Below are 23,592 nucleotides of genomic sequence, written 5' to 3' on the forward strand. Positions count from 1 at the left end.
AGTGCGGTCAAAATCGTACGAGTGTCTCATCGTGGTGCGGTTGCGGCGAGTATAGCGGATGCTCTTACGGGCTCGGTCAGTACGCTCGTCCCCCCCACGAAACGAATTCTCTCAATTCGACCCGCGTTTGCGGTAAGGAGGTCTCTGGCTTCATTGTGCAGCGATTCGCTTTCTGTGAGAACCATGACCGATCCTGTCAGTCCTTGGACCACACCGCCAGCGATCGCATCGGGGAAGTCGCGGCCAGTAGCAAGAGCCACATCACTCACGCCTAGGCCACGCTCAATGGATCTCTCTGCTATGACCCGAGCCGTAGCGAAACGATTCGGGCCGCCCCATCGTCCGGCGATGTCTATATTCTTATCGGCCACGCTGGATTCTGTGTCAGGACTTACCGCTCCTTCCCCTCCCAGCAGATATACCCTCGTGACACCCTGCGCGCGCATTGCCTCAAGAACAGCACTGTCGATTCCTCGTTGTGGGTGCGCCAGGTAGACGGGATACCCGCTGTGAGCAGCTAACGGAGCCGCGGCTAAAGCGTCAGGAAAGTTGCCTCCTGTCGCGATAAAAGCCGTGCCGTCCCATTTCGGCCTTCCGGTCACGGAGACCGTCGCGCTCGCAATCAAGTGTGCGGTAGCGTAGCGATCAGCGCCGCCGATTCTGCGAACATTCTGAGAGCCGACTATCTCTGCCAGCTGGGCTTGCACATCTTTGCTGACGACCCCCGTCCCGCCGACGATGATGATCCTGTTCGCCTTTATGCCACGGATGTAATCGGCGACTTCGGCAGGTAGCTTGTCGGGGCGAGTAAGCAAAACTGGAGCCTCAAGAGCACCAGCTAGCCCTGACGCCGCAAGCGCGTCAGGCCAGTTCGTCCCTGAAGCGACTATCACCGTCTTTTGGCCGTCAGGTCCTGGCGGCATCGGCTGCAATGCAGGATACACGAGCTTTGCTGCAGCCAGGGCCGTTGCGAATCGATCCGCACCATCCACTCGCACCCTCACCGGAGCCGACGGTGGCACTGGAGCACTCCAGGTCAGGCCTCCATCGGTGGTGCGCACAATCAGCCCACCATCACCTACGGCCACTCCACTCGTAGCGTCGATTGCGACCACATCTCTCAAGTGGGCAGTCGATCCTGAGGTCTGGGCGAACCAAGTGACACCTGGGTCCGTGGTGCGCAGGATGGTTCCCGACTGCCCAACGGCCCATCCCGAAGTGGTCCCCCAGGCCATTGAAACGGCATTGATCGACACCGAGGTGCCTGAGTTCCGCGCCGTCCACAACGCACCGCCATTGTCAGTGCTACGAATCCTACCGGCCTCACCAACTGCCACGCCGCTGTCTGTGTCGGCGAAAGAGACATCGAAGAAGGCACCCGTCTCGCCGGAGAAGCTCTGCTCTGTCCAGTTCCCGCCATCCATCCGCCAAACGATCGCTCTATTGGGGATGAGCAAAAAGTCATGCCCTACCGCCCATGCCCGCGTGGGCGACACCGCATCAATTCCGTAAAAGTAGCCTAAGCCGTCGCGCGGAAAGGGTGGGGCGTCTGCCGGCGGGTCATGCGAGCCTGCCAGGTGCGGCGTACCCCAATCACGGGCTCCGGTGGAGCTGGTCCAGATGGCGGGCTGCGTACCCTGCGCACCTCCCACAACCGCTACCACCGAGGTGCTCAGGGCGCTGATTCCATGCATCTGTTCGGCTACGTAGAACAGTCCGGCAAGGTCATTGGAGATCAGAGACCAACTCTGACCCCCATCGGTTGTACGGAAGACCGCTCCGGCCAGCGTGACTGCCCATCCATTCTGAGAGTCTGCGAAGTCTATTCCGGTGATCGTATGTCCCGTAGCACTGTTCACGCGATCCCAGGTAGCACCGGCGTCGGTGCTCCTGAGGATAGTTCCCGCCTCTCCGGCGGCGAAGATGACATCATCCGCGACAGCCACCGCATTGAGATTGACTGTGATCTTGCCTGCGTCAATGGTCCAAACCGCATGAGCCGCCGGCATCGGGGGCACCAGGGCGAACGCCAAAACCACAGCGAGAACAAGGCGCACAATCGCCGGTAAGTTCATCGTGCGAGTCTTTCAGCAAGTGTCATCATATCGCGTTCGATCCGAGCACCATCATCGCCGACTGCGGTTCCTTCGAGAGCCACCAGCAGGTTCCCCTGCAAGAAGGCCACGACTGCAACTGGTCCGTTCACCCCGAAATATGCGGGATCTCCCTTCAGCGTGAACGACCTGCCGGCCTGCGGATAGCTCGATCGGATCGCTGTATCCATCCGCTTTCTGGCAGCAGCCGCATCTGCGAATTGCTCCACCACCACAACGAATCCTCGGAATGTGTCCTGTGATGTCGGCACATAGTGTCTAGTGAACACGAAGGCGTCCACAATCAGTTCTTGTCCATTGAGGCCAGGAAGAGTGTCAGGCGTGTAGGGCAGGAACAATGAAATTGGACCCTCGTCTACGGGAGGCGGAGCATCGGTTCGGTCACCGCCGCCATCGGGAGCCGGTGGTGTGACGCCCGGCGTGGTGGGACGTGGCGAAGTCCCCGGGCGGGGCACGATGGCTACGTCTACCGGAGGTGTCCGGCCTGCTTCGAGGTCAGCCAGTTGTTGCGGGGCCCTTCGGAATCTCGGGTCTTGAGCGACCACTTCTGCTAGAAGCCGCTGTGCGCCCTGTAGATCACCCGAGTCGAGTGCCCGCTGGCCATCCGCGTAGAGGGCAGCGAGCTTTGCATGCAGATCGCACACCTCAACACGAGTGGTGACCTTGTACTGGTCGACCTCATCTGCGGGCACCTCCTTCTCGACGGTGGTGTCCGAAACGATCTCGCCTTCGGTGCAAAGCACGATCTCGCCGGTTCGAACGGTCACTGTGGACTGCCGCTGCTGGCAGCCGGTCAAACCGACAGAGGCGGCGGCCAAAGCTAGCAGCAGACCCATCGAAAGGATTGCTCTGATGCGTTTGCTCAAAGTTGTCTCACCTGTTTCCATCGGAAGGGCCGGGTAACCCCCGGCCCTTCCATCTGGCTATACAGCTTTCTTTGGTCGTACCCTTACTACGTCGAGCTTCTTACTTGTTGTGGCAGGACTGGCACACTCCGCGGTTATCGAGCCTTAGCAATGAATTGCCTCCGCTGGGGGGTACGCCTCCAGTGCCACTGTTGGGCTGGGGATCCCGTGAATCAGCTACGTTAGCATAACCCGTCATCTCAGATGACGAGCCGTGTGCTACGTGGCACGTCAAGCAGCTCATCCAGTCCGATGAATCGTTGGTACCAGCGTTTTCCGGGTCATGCGAAAGCGCGAGCCCCGGTGCGTTGACGTTGATCGGACGCGGGCCGAGGTAGCCGGCGAGATCGACGTTGATGGGATGCCTGTGTCGGACAGCCGCTCCGAATCCATCGCCTGAGTCATAACCCCTTGCAGTGTCCACAACCAGCGTCTCATTTCCGCCTTCGCCAGGGGTCAGGCTGGTGTCGAAGACCGCACCTGTAGGCTGCATGTACTGGATGTGACAAGCCGAGCACCAGCCGCTGATTCCCCTAGCCGTGTCCAGCCCCGGAGGCTTCGCATGCAGAGGTGTGGTGTAGTTGGGCTGGTAGGCTGCCATCTGAGCAGCGCCAGGCTCATGCAGGAGCCATCCCATAGCTGGGTATCCAGGCTCGGCGGAAACAACCCAAGGCGTCGGCATGGGGTTCTCTGGCGTGGCCCCCGGAGCTGTCGGATCGTAACCACCCACCGTGCGTCCGTTCACCCTGTCCTTGAGGAGTCGGTAGTTCGAACTACCGTGCACATCATGGCAGGAGGTGCAGCTCATGACGATCTGCGGATCGCCGTCACTCAGGTTGCCGAGTAGATCGGAATCCGTGGCTCCACCGTAAGCGAACCATGATGCACCGGTGTACATGTGCGAGGTCGGGAACATCCCTGAGTCGAACCCTCCAGCGTTGAGGCGACCACCGGTGATGTTGCCAGCCAGGGTTCCTTCGTAGATGCCTTCTTCAACGTTCGTGTCTGCGCCCAGTCCAACGGAATCGTGGCACGTGTAGCAGAACTGATACACCTCACTTGCAGTGCTCATGAGAAGCGCACTGCCTTGGGTGTTGTCCGCTCTGGTCCATGTGATGCCACTCGCAGCGGTATGGGCCCGGTGACATCCAGCACACGAATCCGTGTCCATGGAGTATCCACCGTGCGGACCGAAATTGGCCATCGCCACCCCGGGCGTCAGGGCGAACACCAGCACCGCCAAGGCTGACACAAAGACTAGAAGTCTGATTCGGCGCATCTCAGATCACCCCTTTCCTTCGGTAGCGGCTTCTTCGGCAAGTTTGATCCTTCGTGCAATCACGGAGAACACGCCTCCTGCCACGAGCGCAGGTACCACTGCGGCTTGGGCGACCGACTGTGTGAGTACCGTCGACATCAGCGACCCGACTCGTCTTTGATCCAGCGGATTGGCCCGGGGTGCGGCAAGGACATAGTTCTTGCTTGCCCACATCACGCTGCCGTTACCTTGGAACGAAAGGTATCCACCTGTGCGAATCCACTCGCGGATGTTGGCTCTAGTATCCCACATCATCGCCTTTGCTGGGCATGTGTACACGCAAGTGGGCTCATGTGCCGTCTCCGGAACCGGAGGGTTGCTGAGTCTCGTGTGGTTCCGGGTCGTAGGCAGTGGATTGCCATATGCAGGATCAAGCTGTGCTGTTGCTCCAGCCCGCCCATGACACAGAGTGCACTTCCACGCCTTTGCAGTCGGGAACCGCTCGTTTCCTACCCCTACTCGCGGGTATCCGCCGTGTGGACAATCCGCAACACACTGACGGGTGCACTGCACACCTGCCCTGTTCGTTGCACCTGGGGTGCACTTGACTGGATCGATGGACACGGCCCCGTTGGGTTGCTTGGCGAGTGCCGTGAACGGACACCGCTTCACACAGGGAGGATCGGGGCAGTGCCAGCAACTGAACCTGATGAAGGGACCCATGTCCAGTCGCTTCTGCGAGTTGATGACCATCCTGTCATCCGGTGCGACCCTATGGACACCCGGGTTCAGAGACATCATCTTCCACGTCCGCTTGCAACCAATGGTACATCCATTGCAGCGAATACACTTGTCTACGTCTTGAAAGACCGCCATTACATTAGCCACCGCTCATCACCTCCTTATGCCTTCTCGATCCTGCAAAGCAGGGCCTTGTATTCGGGAATGATCGTATTCGCATCGAAAGCGTCATGACATAGGTCGTTGGCACGAGACCCCTTGGAGAGACCTCGGTCGCCCCAGTGGAACGGAATCGCCACCACTCCACGGCCGACTCTCTGGTTGTTCTGGAGTCCTACGCCGACCTTTGCCCGGAATCCTTTCGCGAACTGACCGCTACCGGGGGTGGCGGCGTTCTGGTCTGCGATCGAATCGCTCCGGCATGTGATGATGTTGACCCAGTCACCCGTCTTGATTCCCAATGCTGCCGCATCAATCGAGTTGATCTCGATCCACGGATCGGGCTCCAACTCGACGTTGACAGCGTTGTTGCGGGTCATCGGTCCACCCTGGAAGTGCTCTACGGAGCGCATGGTCGTCAGGACCAGTGGGTAATCGGCCACGTTGATCCCGCCTCTTCCAGCAAGAGGGGTGTCCGATCTGATAAGGTCCCACTGACCTGTCCCACGCGTGTTGCGACCCCAGGCGGCAACCAAGTCCGGCCTAGGCGACTCGTACGGCTCCGTGTGCCCAGGGAACCTACCCGACAGCGAATGCCCGCCTTGGAAGTGAGGGCTCGCCGGATTGGTGTATGGCTGGCCGATGAACGCCACGTCCGGCTTATCGGCCAAGCGATGGTAGTACCTGAACCAGCGCGAGTAGTTGAGGTCGCGGCCAGAACGGGTAGCGCTCGTGACGAAAATGCGCTGCACCGAGTCCGGTCCCATGAACCAGTCGATGACGTCCCCGGGGACCTCGTTGTTGTTATACAGAACGCGCCTGTTGACCAGCCAGGCATATCCCCAAGCTGGATACGCAAGGGTGCCATTCGGGTCAGTGGTCACGCGCTGCTTCGCACGATTGTTCAACAGCCAAGGATCCTGGCCAGCATGTCTGTTCGTCGTCCGGTCAAGGCTGTATCCACCCGTCACCAACCAGCCGGCACCGGTCCCCGGCGTACAGGTCTCACGGTAGATTTGCTCGGTAATCCACTCCGAGCCGTAGACGGGACCCGTCCTCGGTGCGGTTTCTGCACCACGCCAGATCTCGGCTTCTCCACTGACGTCCTCGAACGCTGTCGCTCCACCGGGAGTCCAGCCGTATCGATCGCCGTATAGCGTCTGGTAGGCACTCGTGAACGTAAGGCCCAAATCCGTCCAAGCGGCGGTGAGGTGCGAGAATGCACCGGCGCCATCCAGTGCGTGAGCAAGACGGAACAGAAGCTCGATGTCTGACTTGCTGTTGCCCTTCGGCTTGGTGGCTCGCTCGCGCCACTGCAGCACGCGCCCTGAGTTAGCGGAGCTTCCGGCCTCTTCGACGTAGGAGCACGCGGGCAAGAGGTACGTGACGCCATCGGGCTTCCTCGGCAGTGCAGCCGTCTCGGTCTCGAACATGTCGACTACTACCAGCGTGTCCAGCGCATAGATGCCGTCGCGGATGTTCTTCAGGCGAGCCTCGGTGACGGCAACATTCATGCCCCACATCACGATGGCCCTCAGTTCACCAGCAGCTGCTTTTCTGAACATCTCGATGTGATGATCGCCGTTGGTCTTGGGCCACAGATCGTAGAGCGCATTGGTGCGGGCTCGGTTCGCCACTGGGGTGCTCATCCACGCCGGACTTCCGAAGAAGTTGTAGGTCATGTTGAGGAATCCACGTTGTTGCAAACTGAGCGCAGCCGTGTTGTAGGCGTCGTCGTAGGAGCCGTTCATGTTGGTCCTCACGCCGCTCCCATTGACCGGCACGCCCCAAAGTCCGCCGTCCATGTACTTACCGAACGCATTCGGGTCAGCGCTTGTCATCGTGCTTGGGTTGCCCGAGTAGAACGGGATCAGGTTGAAGAGATTCCCGTTGTCCGTCGAGCCTTGGACGTTGTGGATGCCTCGCAAGGCGTTGATTCCTCCACCAGCGCGTCCCAAGTTGCCCGTCAAGGACATCAGGACGCTGAAAGCCCTCACGTTCTGAGCGCCATGCGTGTGCTGGGTGAGACCCATCGCATAGAGCATCGTCGTGGCCTTGTAGCCTGGGACTCGGGGGTCCTGGGATCCCGTACCGAACTGGGAACCGGTGACAGGGTGACCCGGAGATGAGCAGCGACCATTCTCAATGTAGGCATTGATGACGTAGTCGAGATCATCAACGGTACATCCACAGATGTCAGCCGCAGCCTCCCGAGTGTAGGGATCCAGGTGCGCCTTCAAGCGGTTGTACACCGTGTTCGGGTCGCTGGTCACATCAGTTGCCCGCCTGGGGAAGTTCGAGATGATCGTGTTGGCTGGCTCGCCACCAACTGCAGGAAGGCCCGTTGAAGCGACGATCGTCTCGCGCTCGTAGTCGGTGCCGTCGGCGCGCAAGATGAAGCGCGCGTCCGTGTGACGCGAACAGTTGGGTACGGCAGAAGGAGTGCTTGCCGAGCCCGGTGCGCCGTCAGTGAAGAACATCCCGGCTCCGCCTGCTGCCCAGTTTGCAGGTGCCGACCAGTTTAGGTACTCGAAGAACCTCATCCTGACAGGATCGGACGCCGGGCGAGCCTCCAGGTTCGCGATGATCCCTCTGGACACGGCGTTACAGAACGCAATATCCGTCCCTGGGCGTATCCTGATGAACCTGTCTGCCACGGTTGCGGTCCTCGTCTTCCGAGGATCGATCACGAGCAGCTTTCCGCCCTTTGCCCTAGCTCGGTTGATGTGCGCCATGCTCATCGGGTGGTTCTCGGCGGGGTTACCGCCCATTACGACTATGAGCGACGAGTTGCCGAGGTCGTTCCATGTGTTCGACATCGCACCACGCCCGTACGCGGCGGCCAGACCGGCCACCGTGGACGAGTGTCAAAGTCGAGCCTGATGCTCGACGTTCGATGTTCCGAACTGAGCGATCAGGCGGCGATAACTGAAGTTCTGCTCGTTGTTCAGGTGCGAGGAGCCGAAGAAGGCCACGCTCTTGCTGTTGTGTCCGTTGGCGGGCGTAACCGGTCCGCGTGCGGCAACCATCCTGGCCGCGATATCAGTCATCGCATCAGTCAGTGCCACCTTGCTCCATGGGCCGTCTCCGGTCCTCCTGTAGGCGACGCCATCGGTGAACGCTGGGTCGAATGCAAACACATTGTTTTCCGGATGGGGGCCGGGGAAAGCACCCAGTCTACGCGGATTGTTCACCAGCTGGAAACCGCCGGCACCTTTCGAGCACAGGCCACCAGTGTTCAGCGGAGACATGTGGTCGCCGTAGACGTCGATCACGTTTCCGGTTGCATCGACATCGATAAGCTGTCCACAACTCGCCGAACAGTACGGACAGGTCGTGTGGTAGGTCTCTGCAACCGGTGCTGCTGACGCAGAAGCCGGGTGGAGAGCGAAATCCGCGCCGACTGCCGCGGCAGCAGCTGCAGCAGCACCGGTCTTGAGGAAGTCCCTTCGACTCATCCCCTTACGCGGTTCCTTCTTGTGGTCAAGTTCGTCCATGTGTCCTTCCCTCCTTCACTTCTCGATCCTATAACCGGACATACCCACTTTCGTTGGGGAAATCACGCGGTCGCGTTCAGTTGGGGGGCGGCATCACCGACCTCTGAAAGACGTCAGCAAGAGGTGGGGAGCAAGAAAAGACCGGCCAACCAGGGGCTAAGATCCCCAATCCTGTTGAGCCGGTCTTTGCGGTTTGCATCAAACCATTCACTTCCTTACCCCGAAGGTCTCGCATGAAAGCCCAGCTTTCTTGCGGTTAGCCTGTAAAGCGGATCGGGCTGCCGGCCCTCTAGTAACATCCGTTACAAGCTCTGCAAATACTATACGCCTGATGCGCTAAGGCGTCAAGAAATTCTCGTGCTCACCGAACAGCCTAGCGACGGACGGTCTTTCCAAAGCGTTCAACGTATCCCTTGACATCGAAGACCTCGATTCCCAGACGTCGGGCCTGGCTCGCCAGCCGCGCATCTTGGGTGCAAAGTCTCTTGGCGCGTTTCGCCAGCACCAGCAGGGCTGCATCTTCGTAGCCTAGGCCATGTTTGGCTACGAGAACCCGAGCATCCGAGTCCGAGAAGGCGGACTTCCGGATCAACTTGCCCAGATCGTCGCCCTCGATCAGTCTTCCAGCGAATGCCGGATGGATCTGCTCGGGCGTCAAAAACATGCGGAACCTACGGCGCAAGAGATCCACTCGACCGGCTTCAATCAGTGCATCGACGAAGTCCTCCGTGACTACGAACTTACGTCGACGGAGTAGGAACGGCAGCAAGGGCAAGAGCAGCAGCGGCAACAGCCATGCAAGCGTCTCAACGCGGAAGCCCGGTGGAACTGGGAGCACTATGGCCTGCTGCGGCCACTCCCAGACCTGGACCTGGTGGTTCTCTCGGTCGGTGACGTAGATCCTGCCAGCCGCATCCAAGTCGATTGCGTTGGCGAACGAGAACTGGCCAGGGCCTATCCCCCGTCCCCCGAAGCTAGTGATCTTGTTGCCATCCAGGTCGTAGACATCGATTGCGTGCGCTAGGGCGTCGACCACATACAGACGGTCCTGTTCATCTATCGCGAGGCCACGGGGTATGCCCGCCGTCGCTATGATGTAGTCGAACTCACCCTCCTTGTCGAAGACCTGAACGCGCCTGTTGTTGCTGTCACTGACGAAGACCCGACCGTCATCGCTGATAGCGATGTGATTGGGGAAGAACAACCGGCCCGGGCTCTCCATCATCTGCTCCACCATAACGGTGGAGCCGAATCGTTGAATCTCGACACCCTGGGGGTCGAATGCGATGACCCTGTGGTTTTCGGCGATTCCGACATCGGTCGCCCAGATGTTGCCCTGTGCGTCGAAGGTGGTCCCCAGCGGGCTCCACAGTTGCTCATCGGTTCCGGTCGGTGCTATTCGGCGAATGAACGTTCCGTCGGCGGAAAAGACGAAGATCGAGCGATGGCGGCGGTCCGAGACGTAGATATTCCCGTCCGGCCCTGCCGAGATGTGGTGAGGATTCCCGAGGCTCTCGTACTCGCCGTCGCCAATCGCCGAGAAGGAGAAGCGGTACTCGCCATTGAGTGAGTAGACCCTGACGGCGCGGGCGTCCGTGTCGGTGATGTACACGCTGTCGCCGAGCACTGCGACCCCGATTGGGCGGGTCAAGGCATCGGGACCTCGGGGGCCGGCGATTGCGAACTGGAATTCGGGTGGGGCCACGATCTCGGCTGCGTCGATTCCGATGCGCGGGATCGGCAGGCGACGGTGGGTGAGGTAATACCACGAAGCGAAGAGCACCAAAGCGATAAGCGCGAGCAAGACCGCCAGCAATACGATTTGCCGGGTCTTGGAGCGGGATCCGCGCCCGGACACTCCATCATCTGGTTTGATGTCTGTGGGCTCACTCACAAAAACATTCCTCCTCTAGGGTGGGTTCTACTGCGCGGGTGGCTGCAAACGCTCCGATCCCGACAGCGCTTCGGGGTCACCTGGAACCAGGACAAGCACTCTCTGCCAGCCCGCCAAAGCGGCCTCACGGTTGTCGAGGCGCTCGTACAGAGTCGCCACAAGACGGGCCGCTTCAACGCTTTCAGGGTCGATCGCGGCTGCGATCCTCGCCTCGCTCAGGGCTGCGCTGGCATCTACCGAGGCAAGCTCGGAGGCGCTTTGCACGCCAAAGCGGCCTCACGGTTGTCGAGGCGCTCGTACAGAGTCGCCACAAGACGGGCCGCTTCAACGCTTTCAGGGTCGATCGCGGCTGCGATCCTCGCCTCGCTCAGGGCTGCGCTGGCATCTACCGAGGCAAGCTCGGAGGCGCTTTGCAGCCTGGCAGGGGCGGTCCCCAGCTCAGCCAAAGCCTCCTGTGGCTCGGTGCGATCGGCTGGCGCGTTCTCGGCTGCGACACGGAACCTCTCGGCAGCGCCCGCGGTGTCTCCGTCGGCGAGGAGGATCCGGCCGTATTCGTAGTTGGCGTCTGGCCGAAGCGGGTCGAACCGCAGCGCGAATTGGATGTTCTCACGGTAGAGCACGGGCGAATCGATCTCGCGGTAAGCGATACCGAGCAGGAAGTAGGTGTCCGCGACATCCCTTCGGACGCGCGTAGCCTCACGCAGGTACTTGATGGCCTCCTCGTACTCTTGGCGCTCCATCAGCGTAGCCCCGAGATGCCGATAGGCCCTCTCCAACCGTTGATCGACCGCGTCGAAGCGACCGTCCGTGAGTACCTCGATGATCCTGCGCCAGTATCCTTCGGCGGTCAGCCACTCGCCCTGCTCCATCGCGATGAACGCCAGTCCAGCAAGGGCCCGAGGGTCATCGGCTTGGGCGCTCAAGACCTCCTGATACTGCTCGGAGGCGGCGCGGAAGCTCCCGGCCGCCAGTAGGGCGTCGGCCAGATTCAAGCGTGCACCGAGGTCGTTGGGGTCGTCGCGCACAATCTGCTCCAGGTTCGCGATGGCCCTAGCCGCCGGTGTGGCGGCCCGCTGCTGAAGCTCGGTCGCGATTATCACATAAGCGAGGAAAGCCAGCGCCAAGACCAGGCCTCCAATGGCTACCTTGATGGCTATGTCTAGACGCCGAGGATTGTCATCGCGTGCATCCACTGTGGCGTTGCTCCTTTCGGCGTCTCAAGTTCGAGATGCATCTTGGGATCATAGTCTGAGGTCGTCGTGACAGCGCCGACATAGCTCCGACCCCGGATAGGGAGCGATGAGCAGATTGTCGATGCCGAGGTTACCGTGGCACTCGTAGCATAGCCGGACATCGTGCGCCTGGGCGGGTGCTGCCGGGCCGGGGATCGGGCGCACTTGGAACTGGGTGTGGCAGTCATCGCAGACATACGCCCTTCCAACCCGCTCCTGGACGTTGAAGTGAACCGCATGTTCGGCCAGGCGCGCATCATCGATCTCGGTAGCCGGCTCTGTTTCCATCTCCACGTGACACTCCACACAGTTCTCCTGCAGCAACTCAAGGTCGGCGACGGTCTCGTGATGGCAATCCTGGCACCACGACCGATCGGTATGGCAGACGTTGCAGTCATCCGCCAGTGGTTGAGCACTTTGCACCGTATGCTGTGAAAGCCACGCCGGTGGATGCGGCATCGACGTCGTGTGGCACATCTCGCACGACTGGGATGTGTGGCATATCGAGCATGCCCCACGTTGGCCGAGGAAGTCCTGACCGTGGTCGGGGATCCACTCCCGAGCATAGTGAAGTTCGGGTATCACGGGCTCGCTGACTCGACCGTCGGCCATCTGAGCTCCGCCGACATGGCAGTCGGTGCAGAATGTCGATGTGTGACACATCGTGCACGACTCCATTTGAGCTTCGGCGGTCTGTGTGTGGACTCCGGACATGAAAGCCGTCGTGTGATCCGCGGGGACGAGATTGAAAGCCGGAGGATGGCAGGCTCCGCACTCTTCTGTCGCGACTTCGCCCTGAGCGGCATGGGTGAGGCCATGGCACCGGTAGCATGAAAGCATGTCCGGGACCACGGTCGTGTCCTGCTGATGAGGGAAGACCTCGTGGCATGCTGCGCAATCGTAATCCCGCTCCAGGTGTGGATCGTGCGGGAAGATAATCCTTTCATCCCGTGTCTCATCGACGGTGGTGTGACAGTACGCACACTGACTCATCGTCACTTCTTCGGTGGTGTCGATCCAAACATCGGGTAGCACTGGCTCTTCGGGTAGCAGGCGCAGGTAGATGCTGGGCATCGGTCCGACCTCGGGAACGAGTTCAGCATGACAGGCATCACAATCTGTCGCAGCCACATGACACATCATGCAGGAGTTAACGCCGACCCGTTCGCTGGCGACGGCATGGGGTTCATCCACCCACGTTTCGACGTGACTCGCCGGTCGCAATGTGTGTTCGGGGGTGTGGCAGGTCGAGCATGTGCCGGATGCCATGACCAACTGCGGTCCATGGAGCATCCCGTGGCAGGCGAAGCAGGTCTGCATGTCAGGGCGATAAGTCCTGTCGGCCTCGTGAGCCGGACGCACATGACAGGCAGCGCACTCTGCGGGCGGATGTTCCTGGTGATTGAAGGCCAGGCCCCTGAGATCGGACTGGGCGATTTCCATGTGGCACGGGCGACAATCGAAGTTGCGCGTCGGCAGAGCGGTGACGTTCACCCTGCCATCGTCCAAGGTCTCACCCGTTGCGGGTCGCCAGAACAAAGCCGTGCCCGCTATCAGCACAGCCACTGCGATGGTCGCTAAGATCCGAAACTTCACCGGAGTCCTTCTTTTGCGCTTATCGGGCGAATAATTCGCTCATGGCCTGGCGCAGCCAGTCAGCCCACCTTGCGAGGAATACCTCGTCCGATATCTCCTCGCGGCCATGGATGAACCGGGCGTAGTCGACATAAGCCTCGTTCGCATCCGGATGGCATGGCGAGCATGTCTGAACCAGGCGTCGCTCGTTGACCATCGATTGACGGTCATCGGCCGGACGGATGTCGTGATATCCATGACAATCCCAGCATGCGGGAGCGTCGGTCGCACCCCGCCTGTAGGCCGCGCCGTGATAGTAGTCATCGTACGAGTACCAGTAGTCCTCATGGCAGCGACCGCACACCTCCCACCCCCGAGCGCGCATCTCGGCACGTCCGGCAGGGCTCTCGCTGAGGAATCCGATCTGGTGGCTACCGTGACAGTCGCTGCACAACGGACGCCTGGGTGCGTCCGGGTCCGCCAATGCCTCGGGGTCAGTCTCGGCGCGGTGTGCTCCCCTGCCGACATCGAGTGCCTGATCCTCGTGACAGTTCTTGCAAGCAGAGCCTGCTACCGACTGCCAGTCGGTTCCAAGCTGTGCGTGAGGTGCTACGAAGGCGAAGTCCAGGTGGCAGCCGACGCACTGGATCTCCCCGTGCGCGGAAGCCTCGAATTGCGAGGGATCGACGAAGTAGCTGATGACTCGACCGTCCCTGATGCGGGTGAGGTCCTCATCCGCATGACACACCATGCAGCCAGCTCTGGCTGCGGTGGGGAGCGTGAAGTCGACGTCGTAGCCCTCGATGGTCACGGTGGTGACAGCGGTCGTCTCAGGCAGAGGGGGTTGTGCGATTGCGAGCGTAGGAGTCATTGCAATGGCAGCCAATGTTAGCGCGGCCAGCACTATCGACGCTGCATACGCATGGAATCGCTCCGCTGAATCGGACAGTCGAAGCAGACAGTCATGCAGTCCTGACCCTTGACCCCTGTACAAAATCGCCACCATCCAATGCGACTCGTGCGATCACTGATATTCAATACTTTGCCGGTTACTCGCAGGATAGGAAAGGCGGAGGGTAACGTCAACACATTTCGCCCCCAGCCGAGGATACCGGGCGCGAACGGGCTTCAGTGACTCGCGACGACCCGCTCCAGACTCCCAATCAGATAGTCGGCGTCAGCGACCGAGATGCCGTGCCCGATCGAGAAGCGCACCGTCCCGCTCTCAAGCGTCCCGACGGTCCTGTGCGCCCAGGGGCTGCAGTGAAGTCCCGGTCGGCAGGCGATTCTAGCCTGTCTGTCGAGAGCGAAGGCGATCTCGTCGGCTGCGAGCTTGTCGTGGACGATGCTCACGACGGGCACTCGTTCCACGCCTGTCGGCGGTCCAAGCACTCGCACTCCCGGAGTCTGCGCCAGCCCCTCGATGAGCCTGAACGTCAACTCCAGCTCGAGCCTTCGCAGCTCCTCGCCGTGCTCGCCGAGGAAGCCGACGCCCGCCCCCAGGCCGATGATTCCCGGCGTGTTGAGGGTCCCCGCCTCGTAGCGCTCGGGTCGCTCGGCAGTTTCGCCCTCTTCCAGCGAGAACGCTCCGCCTGTCCCGCCCTCGACGAGCGGATCGGGGTCGATCCGGGCTGAGAGGTACATCAGGCCGATGCCCTGCGGTCCGAGCAAGCCCTTGTGGCCCGAGAGCAGGTAGGCGTCGGCGCCCAGCGAGCCTAGGTCCACCGACAGGTGCCCCCCGGCCTGCGCGCCATCGACGATCATCACCGCCCCGTGGGCGTGTGCGATGTCGGCGAGGTCGCCCACCGCCTGGATCGTGCCGGTGACGTTGGAGGCGTGCTGGCAGATCACCGCGCGGGTGGGCGCGGCGGCCACGGCCTTCTCGGCGTGGTCGGGATCGATGAAACCGGTGGGGTCGGCGTGCACCACGACCACTTCAACACCGGCGGCGGCGAGTGTCGCGAGCGGCCGGGTGATGGCGTTGTGCTCCATCGAGCCGACGACGACCCTGTCGCCCGGGCGCAGCAGGCCCTTGAGCACCAGGTTGCACGCGGCCGTGCACGAGGGCACGAACATGAGGTCGCGCGCGTCGGGCACGCCCAGGTAGCGCGCGCAGGCGCCGCGCGCCTCGAAGACCGCTCGCGAGGTGCGAAGAGCGAGTTCGTGGACGCCACGGCCGGGGTTTCCGCCCAGCTCACGCATGGCGAGGTCCATCGCCTTGATGACGGCATCGGGTTTGGGCCACGACGAGGCCGCATGGTCGAAATAGCGGATCGGATTCTCTGTCGCTGGCGACGTCATCCCTGGTGGCCGCCGCCCTCGACCATCGCGATGGCGTGCTCGAGCTGGTCAGCGACGAAACCCAGGCACTCGAGTGCGCCCTTGTGGCTGCCGGGCAGGTTGATCACGAGCGTCGAACCCCGCAGGGCTGCGGCTCCCCGCGAGAGCATCGCTCGGCGGGTGACCTGCATCGAGCTCGCGCGGATCGCCTCGGCGATGCCCGGAGCGTTGCGGTCGCAGACATCGAGAGTCGCCTCGGGCGTCACATCGCGCGGAGCGAAACCGGTGCCGCCGGTAGTGAGCACGACGTCGGCCCCGACCTCATCGGCGAGTTCGACGATAGCTGCCGAGATGCCCGCCCGGTCATCGGGAACCAGCCTGCTGGCGACAACCTGCCAGCCGAGCGCGACGACCTGCTCGGCGAGTGCCGGGCCGGCCGTGTCCTCGGCATCGCCTGCGAAGCGCGAATCCGAGCAGGTCACGATCGCGACCGTTAGCGGCCTCATGGGGTGGCCTCGGCCTCGGGTGCGGGAGTGGGGGTGCTTTCGACCCAGATGCGGTCGCCTGGGCGGATGACGCCGCCGGTGCGCACCGTGGCGAAGATGCCCTCCTTGGGCATGACGCAGTCGCCGGCCTGGTAGTAGATGGCGCAGCGTGTGTGACACTCCTTGCCGATTTGCGAGACCTCCATGACGGCGTCGTCTCCGGCGCGGAGCACCGTGCCCACGGGCAGGCTGACCAGGTCGATCCCGCTGGTTGTGATGTTCTCGGCGAAGTCACCGGCGGTGACATCGAGGCCGAGTGCGACCATCTTGTCGATCGATTCGGCGGCCAGCAGTGAGACCTGGCGGTGCCAATCCCCGGCGTGGGCATCGGCGCTGAGTCCGCTTCCGGCAACCAGCGTCGCGCTCTCGACCGGCGTCTTGCGGACTCCCTTGCCTTCGGAGACGTTGATCGATTCGATCGTGCCGAAGGAGATTCCTTTGGTGCCGCCACTCTTTGCGATGACCTTCACGTCACTGAGCTCCATCCCTTTGTCGATCGCTTTGCACATGTCATAGAGCGTCAGCCCGGCGACGGTTGCGGCCGTAAGCGCCTCCATCTCGACGCCGGTCTTGCCGTCGGTGGCGACCGTAGCGCGGATGGCGATCCCCGGACGCGCGCCGAGTGAAGGCTCAAGCTCAACTGAAGCGTGAGTCACTGCGAGCGGATGGCACATCGGGATGAGGTCACTGGTACGCTTGGCCGCCATGATCCCTGCGACGCGTGCGACAGCGAGTACGTCCCCTTTGGGGACCTTCCCGTCCACGATCGCCTCAACGGTCGCTGGCTGCATGCTGATAAAGCCGGAAGCAACGGCGGTCCTGCTGGTCACAGGCTTGTCCGAGATATCCACCATCCTCGCCGCCCCGGTCTTGTCGATATGAGTAAGCTCTTCAGGCATCGGCTAACCTCCGATCTGCGACATCCGGCGGGCCGTACCGATCCGGCTGCCATGGTCTTTCGGTTTGAAGTGCAGTGCGGACCGCACGAGCTCTCTGACATCCTCGTCGGACCCCTCGCGCAGGGCCTGGCGCACGTCGATCTCCTCGTCGGAGAACAAACACGCGCGCAATCTGCCATCGGCGGTCAACCGCAGTCGGTTGCACCGATCGCAGAAGTGGTGCGAAAGCGGGCTGATGACCCCGATCGTACCCGCTGCGCCCGCGAAGCGGTAGTAGCTCGCAGGTCCCCAGCCGCCCGGCGCATCACCGCGCTCCACAGGCTGCAGCTCACCGAGACCTTCAGCCTTACCGCCTGCCGAGAGAACCGCGAGCACCTCCTCGGAAGGCATGTGGTCGGCGCGCGTCCAGTGGAAGCCTTCTGCCGTGGCGGCCTTGCCGCCATCGCCGATGCACGCACCGCCCTCTTCGGCATCGTCGCCTATGGGCATGAACTCGATGAAGCGCACGTGCAGCGGGCGGGCAAGCGTCATCTTCGCGAAGCCGAGCAGGTCCTGTGCGAGCGAGCGGACCACGACCACGTTGAGCTTGACCGGGGCGAACCCGGAGGAGAACGCCGATTCGATGCCTGCCAGCGCGTCGGCCAGGTCGCCGCCGCGCGTCATGCGCGAGAAGACGTCCGGGTCGAGCGAGTCAAGCGAGATGTTCACGCGCGAGAGTCCCGCTTCGCGCAGCTCGGCCGCGAATCGCGGCAGCAGCGTGCCGTTGGTGGTGAGCGCGATGGCCTCCAGGCCGGTGATCGCACGCAGGCGGCGGACGTGGTCCACGAGCCCGGCGCGCACAAGTGGCTCTCCGCCGGTCAGGCGGATCTTGCCGATCCCTTCGGCGACGGCGATCGCAGCGAAGCGCTCGATGTGCTCGAAGGAGAGGATGTCGGCGCGTGGCTTGAAGGACACGCCTTCGGGCGGCATGCAGTATACGCACCGAAGGTTGCAGCGGTCAGTAAGCGATATGCGCAGGTAGTCGATGGTGCGGCCTAGCGCGTCAGTCGCCATCGGCGGCCTCCTCGGCAGCGGGGCGACGACCCTGGCGGCCCTGTCGCGCGCGCAGCTCGGCCTCCACGAGGTCGGCCAGCCCGACGATGTCGTCGAGGCCGAAGCGAGGGCGCCCAGCGTCGGCGAGCTCGGGGTTGTCGGTCACGAGCGCGAACCGCTCCTCGGCGGGTACGATGCCTTCCGAGCTGCGCTCGCGGCGAGAGACCTCGATGCGCGTGGGGCCCGAGCGCATGAAGCCCTCGGTGAGAACGAGGTCGACCTCGCCTGCCGCCTCGGCGATCTCGGCGAGCGTGCGCTCCCGCTCGACGCGGCGGATGACGGCGAACTGCGTCGGCGAGGAGATCATGGTGACGTGCGAGCCCGCGCGGGCATGGCGCCACGAGTCCTTGCCGGGCACGTCGATGTCGACCGCGTGCTTGTGATGCTTGACGGTCGCGATCTTGTAGCCGCGGCCCGTAAGCTCCCGCACGAGTCGCTCGACCACGCCGGTCTTACCCGAGTCGCTCTTGCCGACTACCGAGAAGACCGGTGGCGCGCTGGCGGTGCCGCCGATGTCATCGCCAAGGCTCAAGTTAGAAGCACCCCAGATCGCAGTTCTTGACGCGGATGCCGGCTGCATCAGCCGCAGCTCCCGCGACCTTGTAGGCGACACCGCTGTCCTCGGCGAACTTGCGAAGCACCGGGCATGTGACCTTGCCGTCGACTGCCTTGGCCTTGACGGCCTCGAGCATCTCGGGCGTGACCTGCTCGGCCCAGCGCGGATCGACCTGCTTGGATGAACCACTCATAGTACGACTCCTTCCTCGATGTCGAGCCGCATACACTCGACCAGCGAACCTGCCGAAAAGTGACTCTCGCCCGCCTCGAGCACGAGCAGGCAGTTACCTCGATGTGCAGCGCTCAGCAGCGCCGAGGACTGGCTTCCGGCCAGCTCGACCTCGAGCCCGGGGGCCCCCGAAGCGCTCAGCCGCGCGCGCAGGTAGTAGCGCTTCTCGGCACGCTTGCGCACGTCGTGTGCGAGGCGAGCGGTCACGCGCGGGCGCTCGAGCGCGGTGTGTCCCTGCATCTTGCGGAGCACGGGGCGCACGAAGACCTCGAAGCCGACGTAGGCGCTCGTAGGATTGCCTGGCAGCCCGAAGACCGGCGTGTCGCCGACGCGCCCCATCGTCTGGGGAGCGCCTGGGCGCATGGCGACCTTGTAGAACGCGAGCTTGCCGATCCGCTCGAGGACCGGTCGCACGAAGTCGAAATCCCCAACGCTGACTCCGCCGGAGGTGATGATGTAGTCGGCCTCTTCGGCGGCGCGCAGGAACGCGGCCTCGATCGCGGCGACGTCGTCGTGGACGATCGGGTAACGCAGCGGCTCGCCCCCCGCGGCGCGCACCTGCGCAGCCAGCGAGTAGCTGTTGGAGTTGCGGATCTTGCCGGGCCCCGGCGCCATACCGACCTCGACGAGCTCGCTGCCGGTCGAGATGACCGCCACGCGCGGCCTTCGGAAGACCTCGACAGTCGCATGTCCGGTCGCTGCGAGAAGCCCGACCGCCGCCGGGCCGATGACCTCACCTGCCGAGAGGACCACCTCGCCCGCCGAGACCTCCTCGCCCCTTCGGCGGATGTGATCGCCCTCGCCCGGCGCCTGCGCGAAGGCCACGCGCGACCCGATCGAGCCGTCGCCGGAGGCAGTGCGGGTCACCTCGACCATCACCACTGTGTCGGCGCCTGCAGGCACGGGTGCGCCGGTCATGATGCGCGCTGCCTGGCCGGGGGCGAGCGGGCCGTCCCACCAGGTGCCGGCCGGGATATCGGCGGCGACCTCGAGGATCACGGGTGTCTCGGCAGTTGCGGAGGCGAGATCGGCGGCTCGCACAGCGAACCCGTCCATCGCCGAGTTGTCGAAGGGCGCGACGTCGATGTCGCTGCGTGCGTCGGCTGCGAGCACTCGGCCGAGGGCCTCGGTGAGCGCCACCCGCTCCGCGCCAAGCGGCGTGACCATCGAGAGCGCAGCCTCCCTGGCCTGCTCCACGGTTATCGGGGTGCTCATCGGCTGTCTCCGTCCTGTTGGGGTGCGACCGCGGGCGCACCTTCGGCGACCTCGACCCGCTGTGGGCATGTGTATACCACCAGCTTACCGCCACGCGCATACCCGACCAGCGTGATCCCGAGCTCGGCGGCGATCTTGGCCGCCAGGTCGGTCACCGCCGTGCGTGACACCACGACCGGTATCCGCGATTTCGCCGCTTTGACCGCCATCTCATACGATATGCGCCCGGTGGTCAGCAGCACGGCATCCGCGAGCGGCAGGCGGTCGAGCCACGCCCGGCCGAGCGCCTTGTCCAGCGCGTTATGCCGCCCGACGTCCTCTCGCACGATGCGCACGCGGCCATCGACGCCCAGCGCGCACGCGTGCATGCCACCGGTGTCGCGGTACGCGGCCGCGTCGCGCGTCATCTGCCCCATCATCTCGTACAGCAGCTCACTCGACACCGAGGCGCCGCTCTCGATCCGCGCCAGACCGCGCGCGTGCCCCACGCTGGAGAAGGTGATGCCCTTCCCGCAACCGCTGGTCACGTAGCGCGTCTTGTAGACCATGTCCTCGGGCACCGCCTCGGCGGTCGATACCCACACGAGTCCCCGCTTGGCGTCGACCTCGATGCCACCAAGCGCATCCCGGTCGCTCACGAGCCCTTCGGCGAGCAGGAATCCGGCCGCCATCTCCTCAAGATCGCTCGGCGTGGCCTGCACGGTGGCGATCTCGACGTCGTTCATGTGGATGGTCACCGGATGCTCGACGGGCATCCCGCGCGCGCGCCTCGTGCCGACCTCGACCACTCGCGTGCGGATCCGACGCTCACCTGCCGAGAAGCCCGGATCGCCCGCCGGATCATGGCGAGCTTCGGCGAGATCGTCGGCGGTGTTGATGTTTCGCAGGCTGCGCAGCTCGGGGTCGACCTCGCGCAGCGACTCGACCGCGACCTCGGCGACCGTAAGCCCCGGCAGGATCGCCACAAGCCGCCTGCGTCCGCTATCGAGCGCCTTTCGCGCGGCGGGCAGACACGTCTCGCGACGATAGAGCGCGAGCAGCGGCTCGGGCCCTTCGGCGGAGACCGGCATCACGACATCGGCGCCTTCGGCCCGCGCCCACAACGCGCGCACCACCGAGGGCTTGAGCCACGGCATGTCGGCGGCGACCGCGAGCACCCATTCCTCCTCGGCGGCAGCGAGCGCGGTGGCAAGCCCGCCGAGCGGTCCCTGGTACGCGACCTCGTCGCGCAGGACGCGGACCTCAGGCGGCAGCCCGGCTGTCGAGATCGCCTCGGGGCGGTTCGTGACGACCAGCGTTGAGGCGCAGACCGCGCCCACGACATCGACCACGCGCGACACGAGCGTCTCGCCCTCGAAGTCGAGCAGCGTCTTGTCGACGCCCATGCGCACGCTGCGGCCGCCCGCGAGCACCGCTGCTGTCACCGGCAACCTGTCTGGTTGTATCGCCGAAGGGTCACTCACGCTATCACGCCTCCTGTCGCACTAGCACCGCTGAAGCCTTGAAGAGCGCCTTGACCCGCAAGCCGGGTTTCAGGCCCAGGTCCTGGATCGCAGCCCTGGTCACCCGCGCCAGGATCGTCTGGCCGCCCAGGTCGAGCACAACATGGCTGGTCACGCCCCAGTATTTGACGTCGACCACCGTTGCAGGAAGCAGATTCCTTGCCGAGGAACGCGCGGCCTCGAAATCCGCCTCGAAGAGCACGACGTCCTCCGGCCGCAGACCCAGGATGACCCGCAGGCCCGCGGGAATCTCTCCGACCGCCTCGACGGTCACGCCGCCGATGTCGATCGTGAGCAGCCCGTCATGGCGCTCTTCGACGATACCACGCAGCGGCATCTGTGCACCCACGAACCCGGCCATCCACTCATCGCCGGGCAATCCGATGACCTCGGCGACCGGGCCTTGCGCGACGATGCGGCCTTCGCGCATGACCGCGAGGTCATCGGCGATCGCGGTCGCTTCCTGCTGGTCGTGGGTGACGTAAATCGTCGTCATCGAATCCTGCGAAAGGATGCGCGAGAAATCCAGTGCGAGTCGGCTTTTGAGCAGCGGGTCCAAAGACGCGAGCGGCTCGTCGAGGAAGAGCACATCGGGCTTGAGCACCAGTGCGCGCGCGAGCGCCACACGCTGGGACTCGCCGCCGGAGAGCGTGAGCGCCGAGCGATCCTCCCACCCCTCGAGACCGACGCGGGCAAGCGCCTCAGAGACCGCCTCGGCACGCTTGGGCGGCGCGATGCGCCTGAGCTTGAGGCCGTAGGCGACGTTGTCGGCGACCGTGCCCTTGAACAGGTACGGGTTCTGGAACGCCGCAGCGAAGCGCCTGCGTGTCTGCCTGTCGCGGGTGTCGACCGGCTGGCCGTCGAACAAGACCTGCCCGGCGTCAGGGCGCTCAAGCAGGCCGAGCAACGCCAGCAGCGTCGATTTCCCCGCTCCTGAGGGTCCCACTATCCCCAGCGTGAGCCCCGCGCGTGCCTCGATGCGGCCGATGTCGACCACGGCTCGCCCGCCGTAACTCCTCACGAGACCCTCGCCTACGAGCATCGTCATCGCCCCGGCTCGAAGCGCTCGGTGGAGTGCTGGTACCAGGCCAGCGCAGCGTTGATCGCAAATGTGATCACCAGCAGGATCAGCCCGAGCGCGAGCGCCATCCCGAACTCGCCTCGGCGGGCCTCCTGCACGATCGCGGTGGTCAGCACCCTGGTCTCGCCCTCGATGTTGCCGCCCACCATCATGACCGCGCCGACGCCTCGGATCACAGCGCCGAACGCGGTGGCGACGGCCGCCAGCACGCCCAGGCGCGCCTCACGCAAGGTGAGGATCGCCTCCTGCCACGCCGAGGCACCCAGCGAACGCGCCTGCAGCCGCAAACGGTAGGGCACCGAAGCGACCGCCACCGCCGTCAGCCCGGCGATGATCGGCGCCGAAATCAGGGTCTGCGCGATCGACATCGCCTCCACCGAGTACAGCAAGCCGAGAAAACCCAGCGGGCCAGTCCGAGAGAGCGCCATCATCACCAACAAGCCGATGACCACCGGCGGGACCGCCATCGCGGTCGACATGAGGGCCACTGTTGCGCGCTTGCCTCGGAAACGCACGACGCCCAGCACGAACCCGATGGGTGTGCCGAGCGCCATGCCTGCTACGGTGGAGACTATCGCGACCTGGAACGTCGTTGCGATGATCTGCCACAACTCGGCGGAACCACCCGTCACAAGCGTCCATGCGGTCACGAATGCTTCAGCGAATATCTCCACCGTGTTTCAGTCCTACCTAGGATGCGTTGGGAATGAAGAGCGGCTCTCCGAACTCCTCCACGCCGAACTCCTCGATCACCGCCTGAGCCTCGGGCGAGAGAATCCAGTCGAAGAACGCCTGGGCGCCCTCGGGGTTGGCCGC

At 63.5% G+C, this 23,592-nt stretch carries 21 protein-coding genes; all 21 read right to left on the reverse strand.

Translation table 11 applies throughout. The features are described 5' to 3' along the window. Positions 1-26: 26 nt before the first annotated feature. Positions 27-2,075, reverse strand: coding sequence for a cell wall-binding repeat-containing protein (locus M1617_03705; protein ID MCL5887395.1), 2,049 nt, complete (start codon positions 2,073-2,075; stop codon positions 27-29). Continuing rightward, complete coding sequence (locus M1617_03710; GenBank protein ID MCL5887396.1) at positions 2,072-2,980, reverse strand: hypothetical protein; 909 nt, start codon at positions 2,978-2,980, stop codon at positions 2,072-2,074. The genes M1617_03705 and M1617_03710 overlap by 4 nt, the downstream gene beginning before the upstream one ends. 100 nt (positions 2,981-3,080) lie before the next feature. Next, complete coding sequence (locus M1617_03715) at positions 3,081-4,298, reverse strand: hypothetical protein (protein ID MCL5887397.1); 1,218 nt, start codon at positions 4,296-4,298, stop codon at positions 3,081-3,083. Between the two features lie 6 nt (positions 4,299-4,304). Beyond that, positions 4,305-4,592 (reverse strand): hypothetical protein, encoded by a 288-nt coding sequence (locus M1617_03720; GenBank protein ID MCL5887398.1) that lies wholly within the window; start codon positions 4,590-4,592, stop codon positions 4,305-4,307. A gap of 587 nt (positions 4,593-5,179) precedes the next feature. Beyond that, positions 5,180-7,948 carry a molybdopterin-dependent oxidoreductase gene (locus M1617_03725; GenBank protein ID MCL5887399.1) on the reverse strand — a complete coding sequence of 923 codons (2,769 nt, stop codon included), beginning with the start codon at positions 7,946-7,948 and terminating at the stop codon, positions 5,180-5,182. A gap of 96 nt (positions 7,949-8,044) precedes the next feature. Continuing rightward, on the reverse strand, positions 8,045-8,674 hold the full coding sequence (locus tag M1617_03730) for a twin-arginine translocation signal domain-containing protein (protein ID MCL5887400.1): 630 nt from the start codon (positions 8,672-8,674) through the stop codon (positions 8,045-8,047). A gap of 373 nt (positions 8,675-9,047) precedes the next feature. Further along, positions 9,048-10,568 (reverse strand): hypothetical protein, encoded by a 1,521-nt coding sequence (locus tag M1617_03735; GenBank protein MCL5887401.1) that lies wholly within the window; start codon positions 10,566-10,568, stop codon positions 9,048-9,050. Between the two features lie 27 nt (positions 10,569-10,595). Further along, entirely contained in the window at positions 10,596-10,832 is a 237-nt protein-coding gene (locus M1617_03740) for a hypothetical protein (GenBank protein ID MCL5887402.1), read from the reverse strand. After that, positions 10,802-11,761: a tetratricopeptide repeat protein gene (locus M1617_03745; protein ID MCL5887403.1), complete on the reverse strand. Its 960-nt coding sequence runs from the start codon at positions 11,759-11,761 to the stop codon at positions 10,802-10,804. Before M1617_03745 ends, M1617_03740 begins: the two co-directional genes overlap by 31 nt. A gap of 48 nt (positions 11,762-11,809) precedes the next feature. After that, a complete protein-coding gene (locus tag M1617_03750; protein ID MCL5887404.1) occupies positions 11,810-13,396 on the reverse strand; it encodes a cytochrome c3 family protein in 1,587 nt (528 codons plus the stop codon). A 19-nt stretch (positions 13,397-13,415) separates the two neighbouring features. Beyond that, complete coding sequence (locus M1617_03755) at positions 13,416-14,381, reverse strand: hypothetical protein (GenBank protein ID MCL5887405.1); 966 nt, start codon at positions 14,379-14,381, stop codon at positions 13,416-13,418. Positions 14,382-14,503: 122 nt separating this feature from the next. Further along, on the reverse strand, positions 14,504-15,676 hold the full coding sequence (locus tag M1617_03760) for an aminotransferase class V-fold PLP-dependent enzyme (GenBank protein MCL5887406.1): 1,173 nt from the start codon (positions 15,674-15,676) through the stop codon (positions 14,504-14,506). Beyond that, positions 15,673-16,161 carry a MogA/MoaB family molybdenum cofactor biosynthesis protein gene (locus tag M1617_03765; GenBank protein MCL5887407.1) on the reverse strand — a complete coding sequence of 163 codons (489 nt, stop codon included), beginning with the start codon at positions 16,159-16,161 and terminating at the stop codon, positions 15,673-15,675. The genes M1617_03760 and M1617_03765 overlap by 4 nt, the downstream gene beginning before the upstream one ends. Continuing rightward, on the reverse strand, positions 16,158-17,099 hold the full coding sequence (gene moaC, locus M1617_03770; protein ID MCL5887408.1) for a cyclic pyranopterin monophosphate synthase MoaC: 942 nt from the start codon (positions 17,097-17,099) through the stop codon (positions 16,158-16,160). The genes M1617_03765 and moaC overlap by 4 nt, the downstream gene beginning before the upstream one ends. Before the next feature lie 3 nt (positions 17,100-17,102). After that, on the reverse strand, positions 17,103-18,152 hold the full coding sequence (moaA, locus tag M1617_03775; protein ID MCL5887409.1) for a GTP 3',8-cyclase MoaA: 1,050 nt from the start codon (positions 18,150-18,152) through the stop codon (positions 17,103-17,105). Beyond that, positions 18,142-18,771, reverse strand: coding sequence for a molybdopterin-guanine dinucleotide biosynthesis protein B (gene mobB, locus M1617_03780; protein ID MCL5887410.1), 630 nt, complete (start codon positions 18,769-18,771; stop codon positions 18,142-18,144). Before mobB ends, moaA begins: the two co-directional genes overlap by 11 nt. Beyond that, positions 18,725-18,940 (reverse strand): hypothetical protein, encoded by a 216-nt coding sequence (locus M1617_03785; protein MCL5887411.1) that lies wholly within the window; start codon positions 18,938-18,940, stop codon positions 18,725-18,727. Before M1617_03785 ends, mobB begins: the two co-directional genes overlap by 47 nt. Then, a complete protein-coding gene (locus tag M1617_03790; protein ID MCL5887412.1) occupies positions 18,937-20,193 on the reverse strand; it encodes a molybdopterin molybdotransferase MoeA in 1,257 nt (418 codons plus the stop codon). Before M1617_03790 ends, M1617_03785 begins: the two co-directional genes overlap by 4 nt. Further along, positions 20,190-21,656 carry a formate dehydrogenase accessory sulfurtransferase FdhD gene (gene fdhD / locus M1617_03795; GenBank protein MCL5887413.1) on the reverse strand — a complete coding sequence of 489 codons (1,467 nt, stop codon included), beginning with the start codon at positions 21,654-21,656 and terminating at the stop codon, positions 20,190-20,192. The genes M1617_03790 and fdhD overlap by 4 nt, the downstream gene beginning before the upstream one ends. 4 nt (positions 21,657-21,660) lie before the next feature. After that, on the reverse strand, positions 21,661-22,743 hold the full coding sequence (locus tag M1617_03800) for an ABC transporter ATP-binding protein (GenBank protein ID MCL5887414.1): 1,083 nt from the start codon (positions 22,741-22,743) through the stop codon (positions 21,661-21,663). Beyond that, complete coding sequence (locus tag M1617_03805) at positions 22,740-23,450, reverse strand: ABC transporter permease (protein ID MCL5887415.1); 711 nt, start codon at positions 23,448-23,450, stop codon at positions 22,740-22,742. The genes M1617_03800 and M1617_03805 overlap by 4 nt, the downstream gene beginning before the upstream one ends. Positions 23,451-23,592: the final 142 nt, after the last annotated feature.

The sequence above is a fragment of the Actinomycetota bacterium genome (assembly GCA_023488435.1).
Lineage (GTDB): Bacteria > Actinomycetota > Coriobacteriia > Anaerosomatales > UBA912 > UBA912.

What these genes read in the sequence shown, in the direction of transcription:
- M1617_03800 (MCL5887414.1), bottom strand. Translation starts at nt 22,743, where the DNA reads ATGACGATGCTCGTAGGCGAGGGTCTCGTGAGGAGTTACGGCGGGCGA.
- M1617_03785 (MCL5887411.1), bottom strand. Translation starts at nt 18,940, where the DNA reads ATGAGTGGTTCATCCAAGCAGGTCGATCCGCGCTGGGCCGAGCAGGTC.
- M1617_03715 (MCL5887397.1), bottom strand. Translation starts at nt 4,298, where the DNA reads ATGCGCCGAATCAGACTTCTAGTCTTTGTGTCAGCCTTGGCGGTGCTG.
- moaC (MCL5887408.1), bottom strand. Translation starts at nt 17,099, where the DNA reads ATGCCTGAAGAGCTTACTCATATCGACAAGACCGGGGCGGCGAGGATG.
- moaA (MCL5887409.1), bottom strand. Translation starts at nt 18,152, where the DNA reads ATGGCGACTGACGCGCTAGGCCGCACCATCGACTACCTGCGCATATCG.
- M1617_03725 (MCL5887399.1), bottom strand. Translation starts at nt 7,948, where the DNA reads ATGGGCGGTAACCCCGCCGAGAACCACCCGATGAGCATGGCGCACATC.
- M1617_03705 (MCL5887395.1), bottom strand. Translation starts at nt 2,075, where the DNA reads ATGAACTTACCGGCGATTGTGCGCCTTGTTCTCGCTGTGGTTTTGGCG.
- M1617_03765 (MCL5887407.1), bottom strand. Translation starts at nt 16,161, where the DNA reads ATGAGGCCGCTAACGGTCGCGATCGTGACCTGCTCGGATTCGCGCTTC.
- M1617_03755 (MCL5887405.1), bottom strand. Translation starts at nt 14,381, where the DNA reads ATGGTGGCGATTTTGTACAGGGGTCAAGGGTCAGGACTGCATGACTGT.
- M1617_03720 (MCL5887398.1), bottom strand. Translation starts at nt 4,592, where the DNA reads ATGATGTGGGATACTAGAGCCAACATCCGCGAGTGGATTCGCACAGGT.
- M1617_03730 (MCL5887400.1), bottom strand. Translation starts at nt 8,674, where the DNA reads ATGGACGAACTTGACCACAAGAAGGAACCGCGTAAGGGGATGAGTCGA.
- M1617_03760 (MCL5887406.1), bottom strand. Translation starts at nt 15,676, where the DNA reads ATGACGTCGCCAGCGACAGAGAATCCGATCCGCTATTTCGACCATGCG.
- mobB (MCL5887410.1), bottom strand. Translation starts at nt 18,771, where the DNA reads ATGCAGCCGGCATCCGCGTCAAGAACTGCGATCTGGGGTGCTTCTAAC.
- M1617_03790 (MCL5887412.1), bottom strand. Translation starts at nt 20,193, where the DNA reads ATGAGCACCCCGATAACCGTGGAGCAGGCCAGGGAGGCTGCGCTCTCG.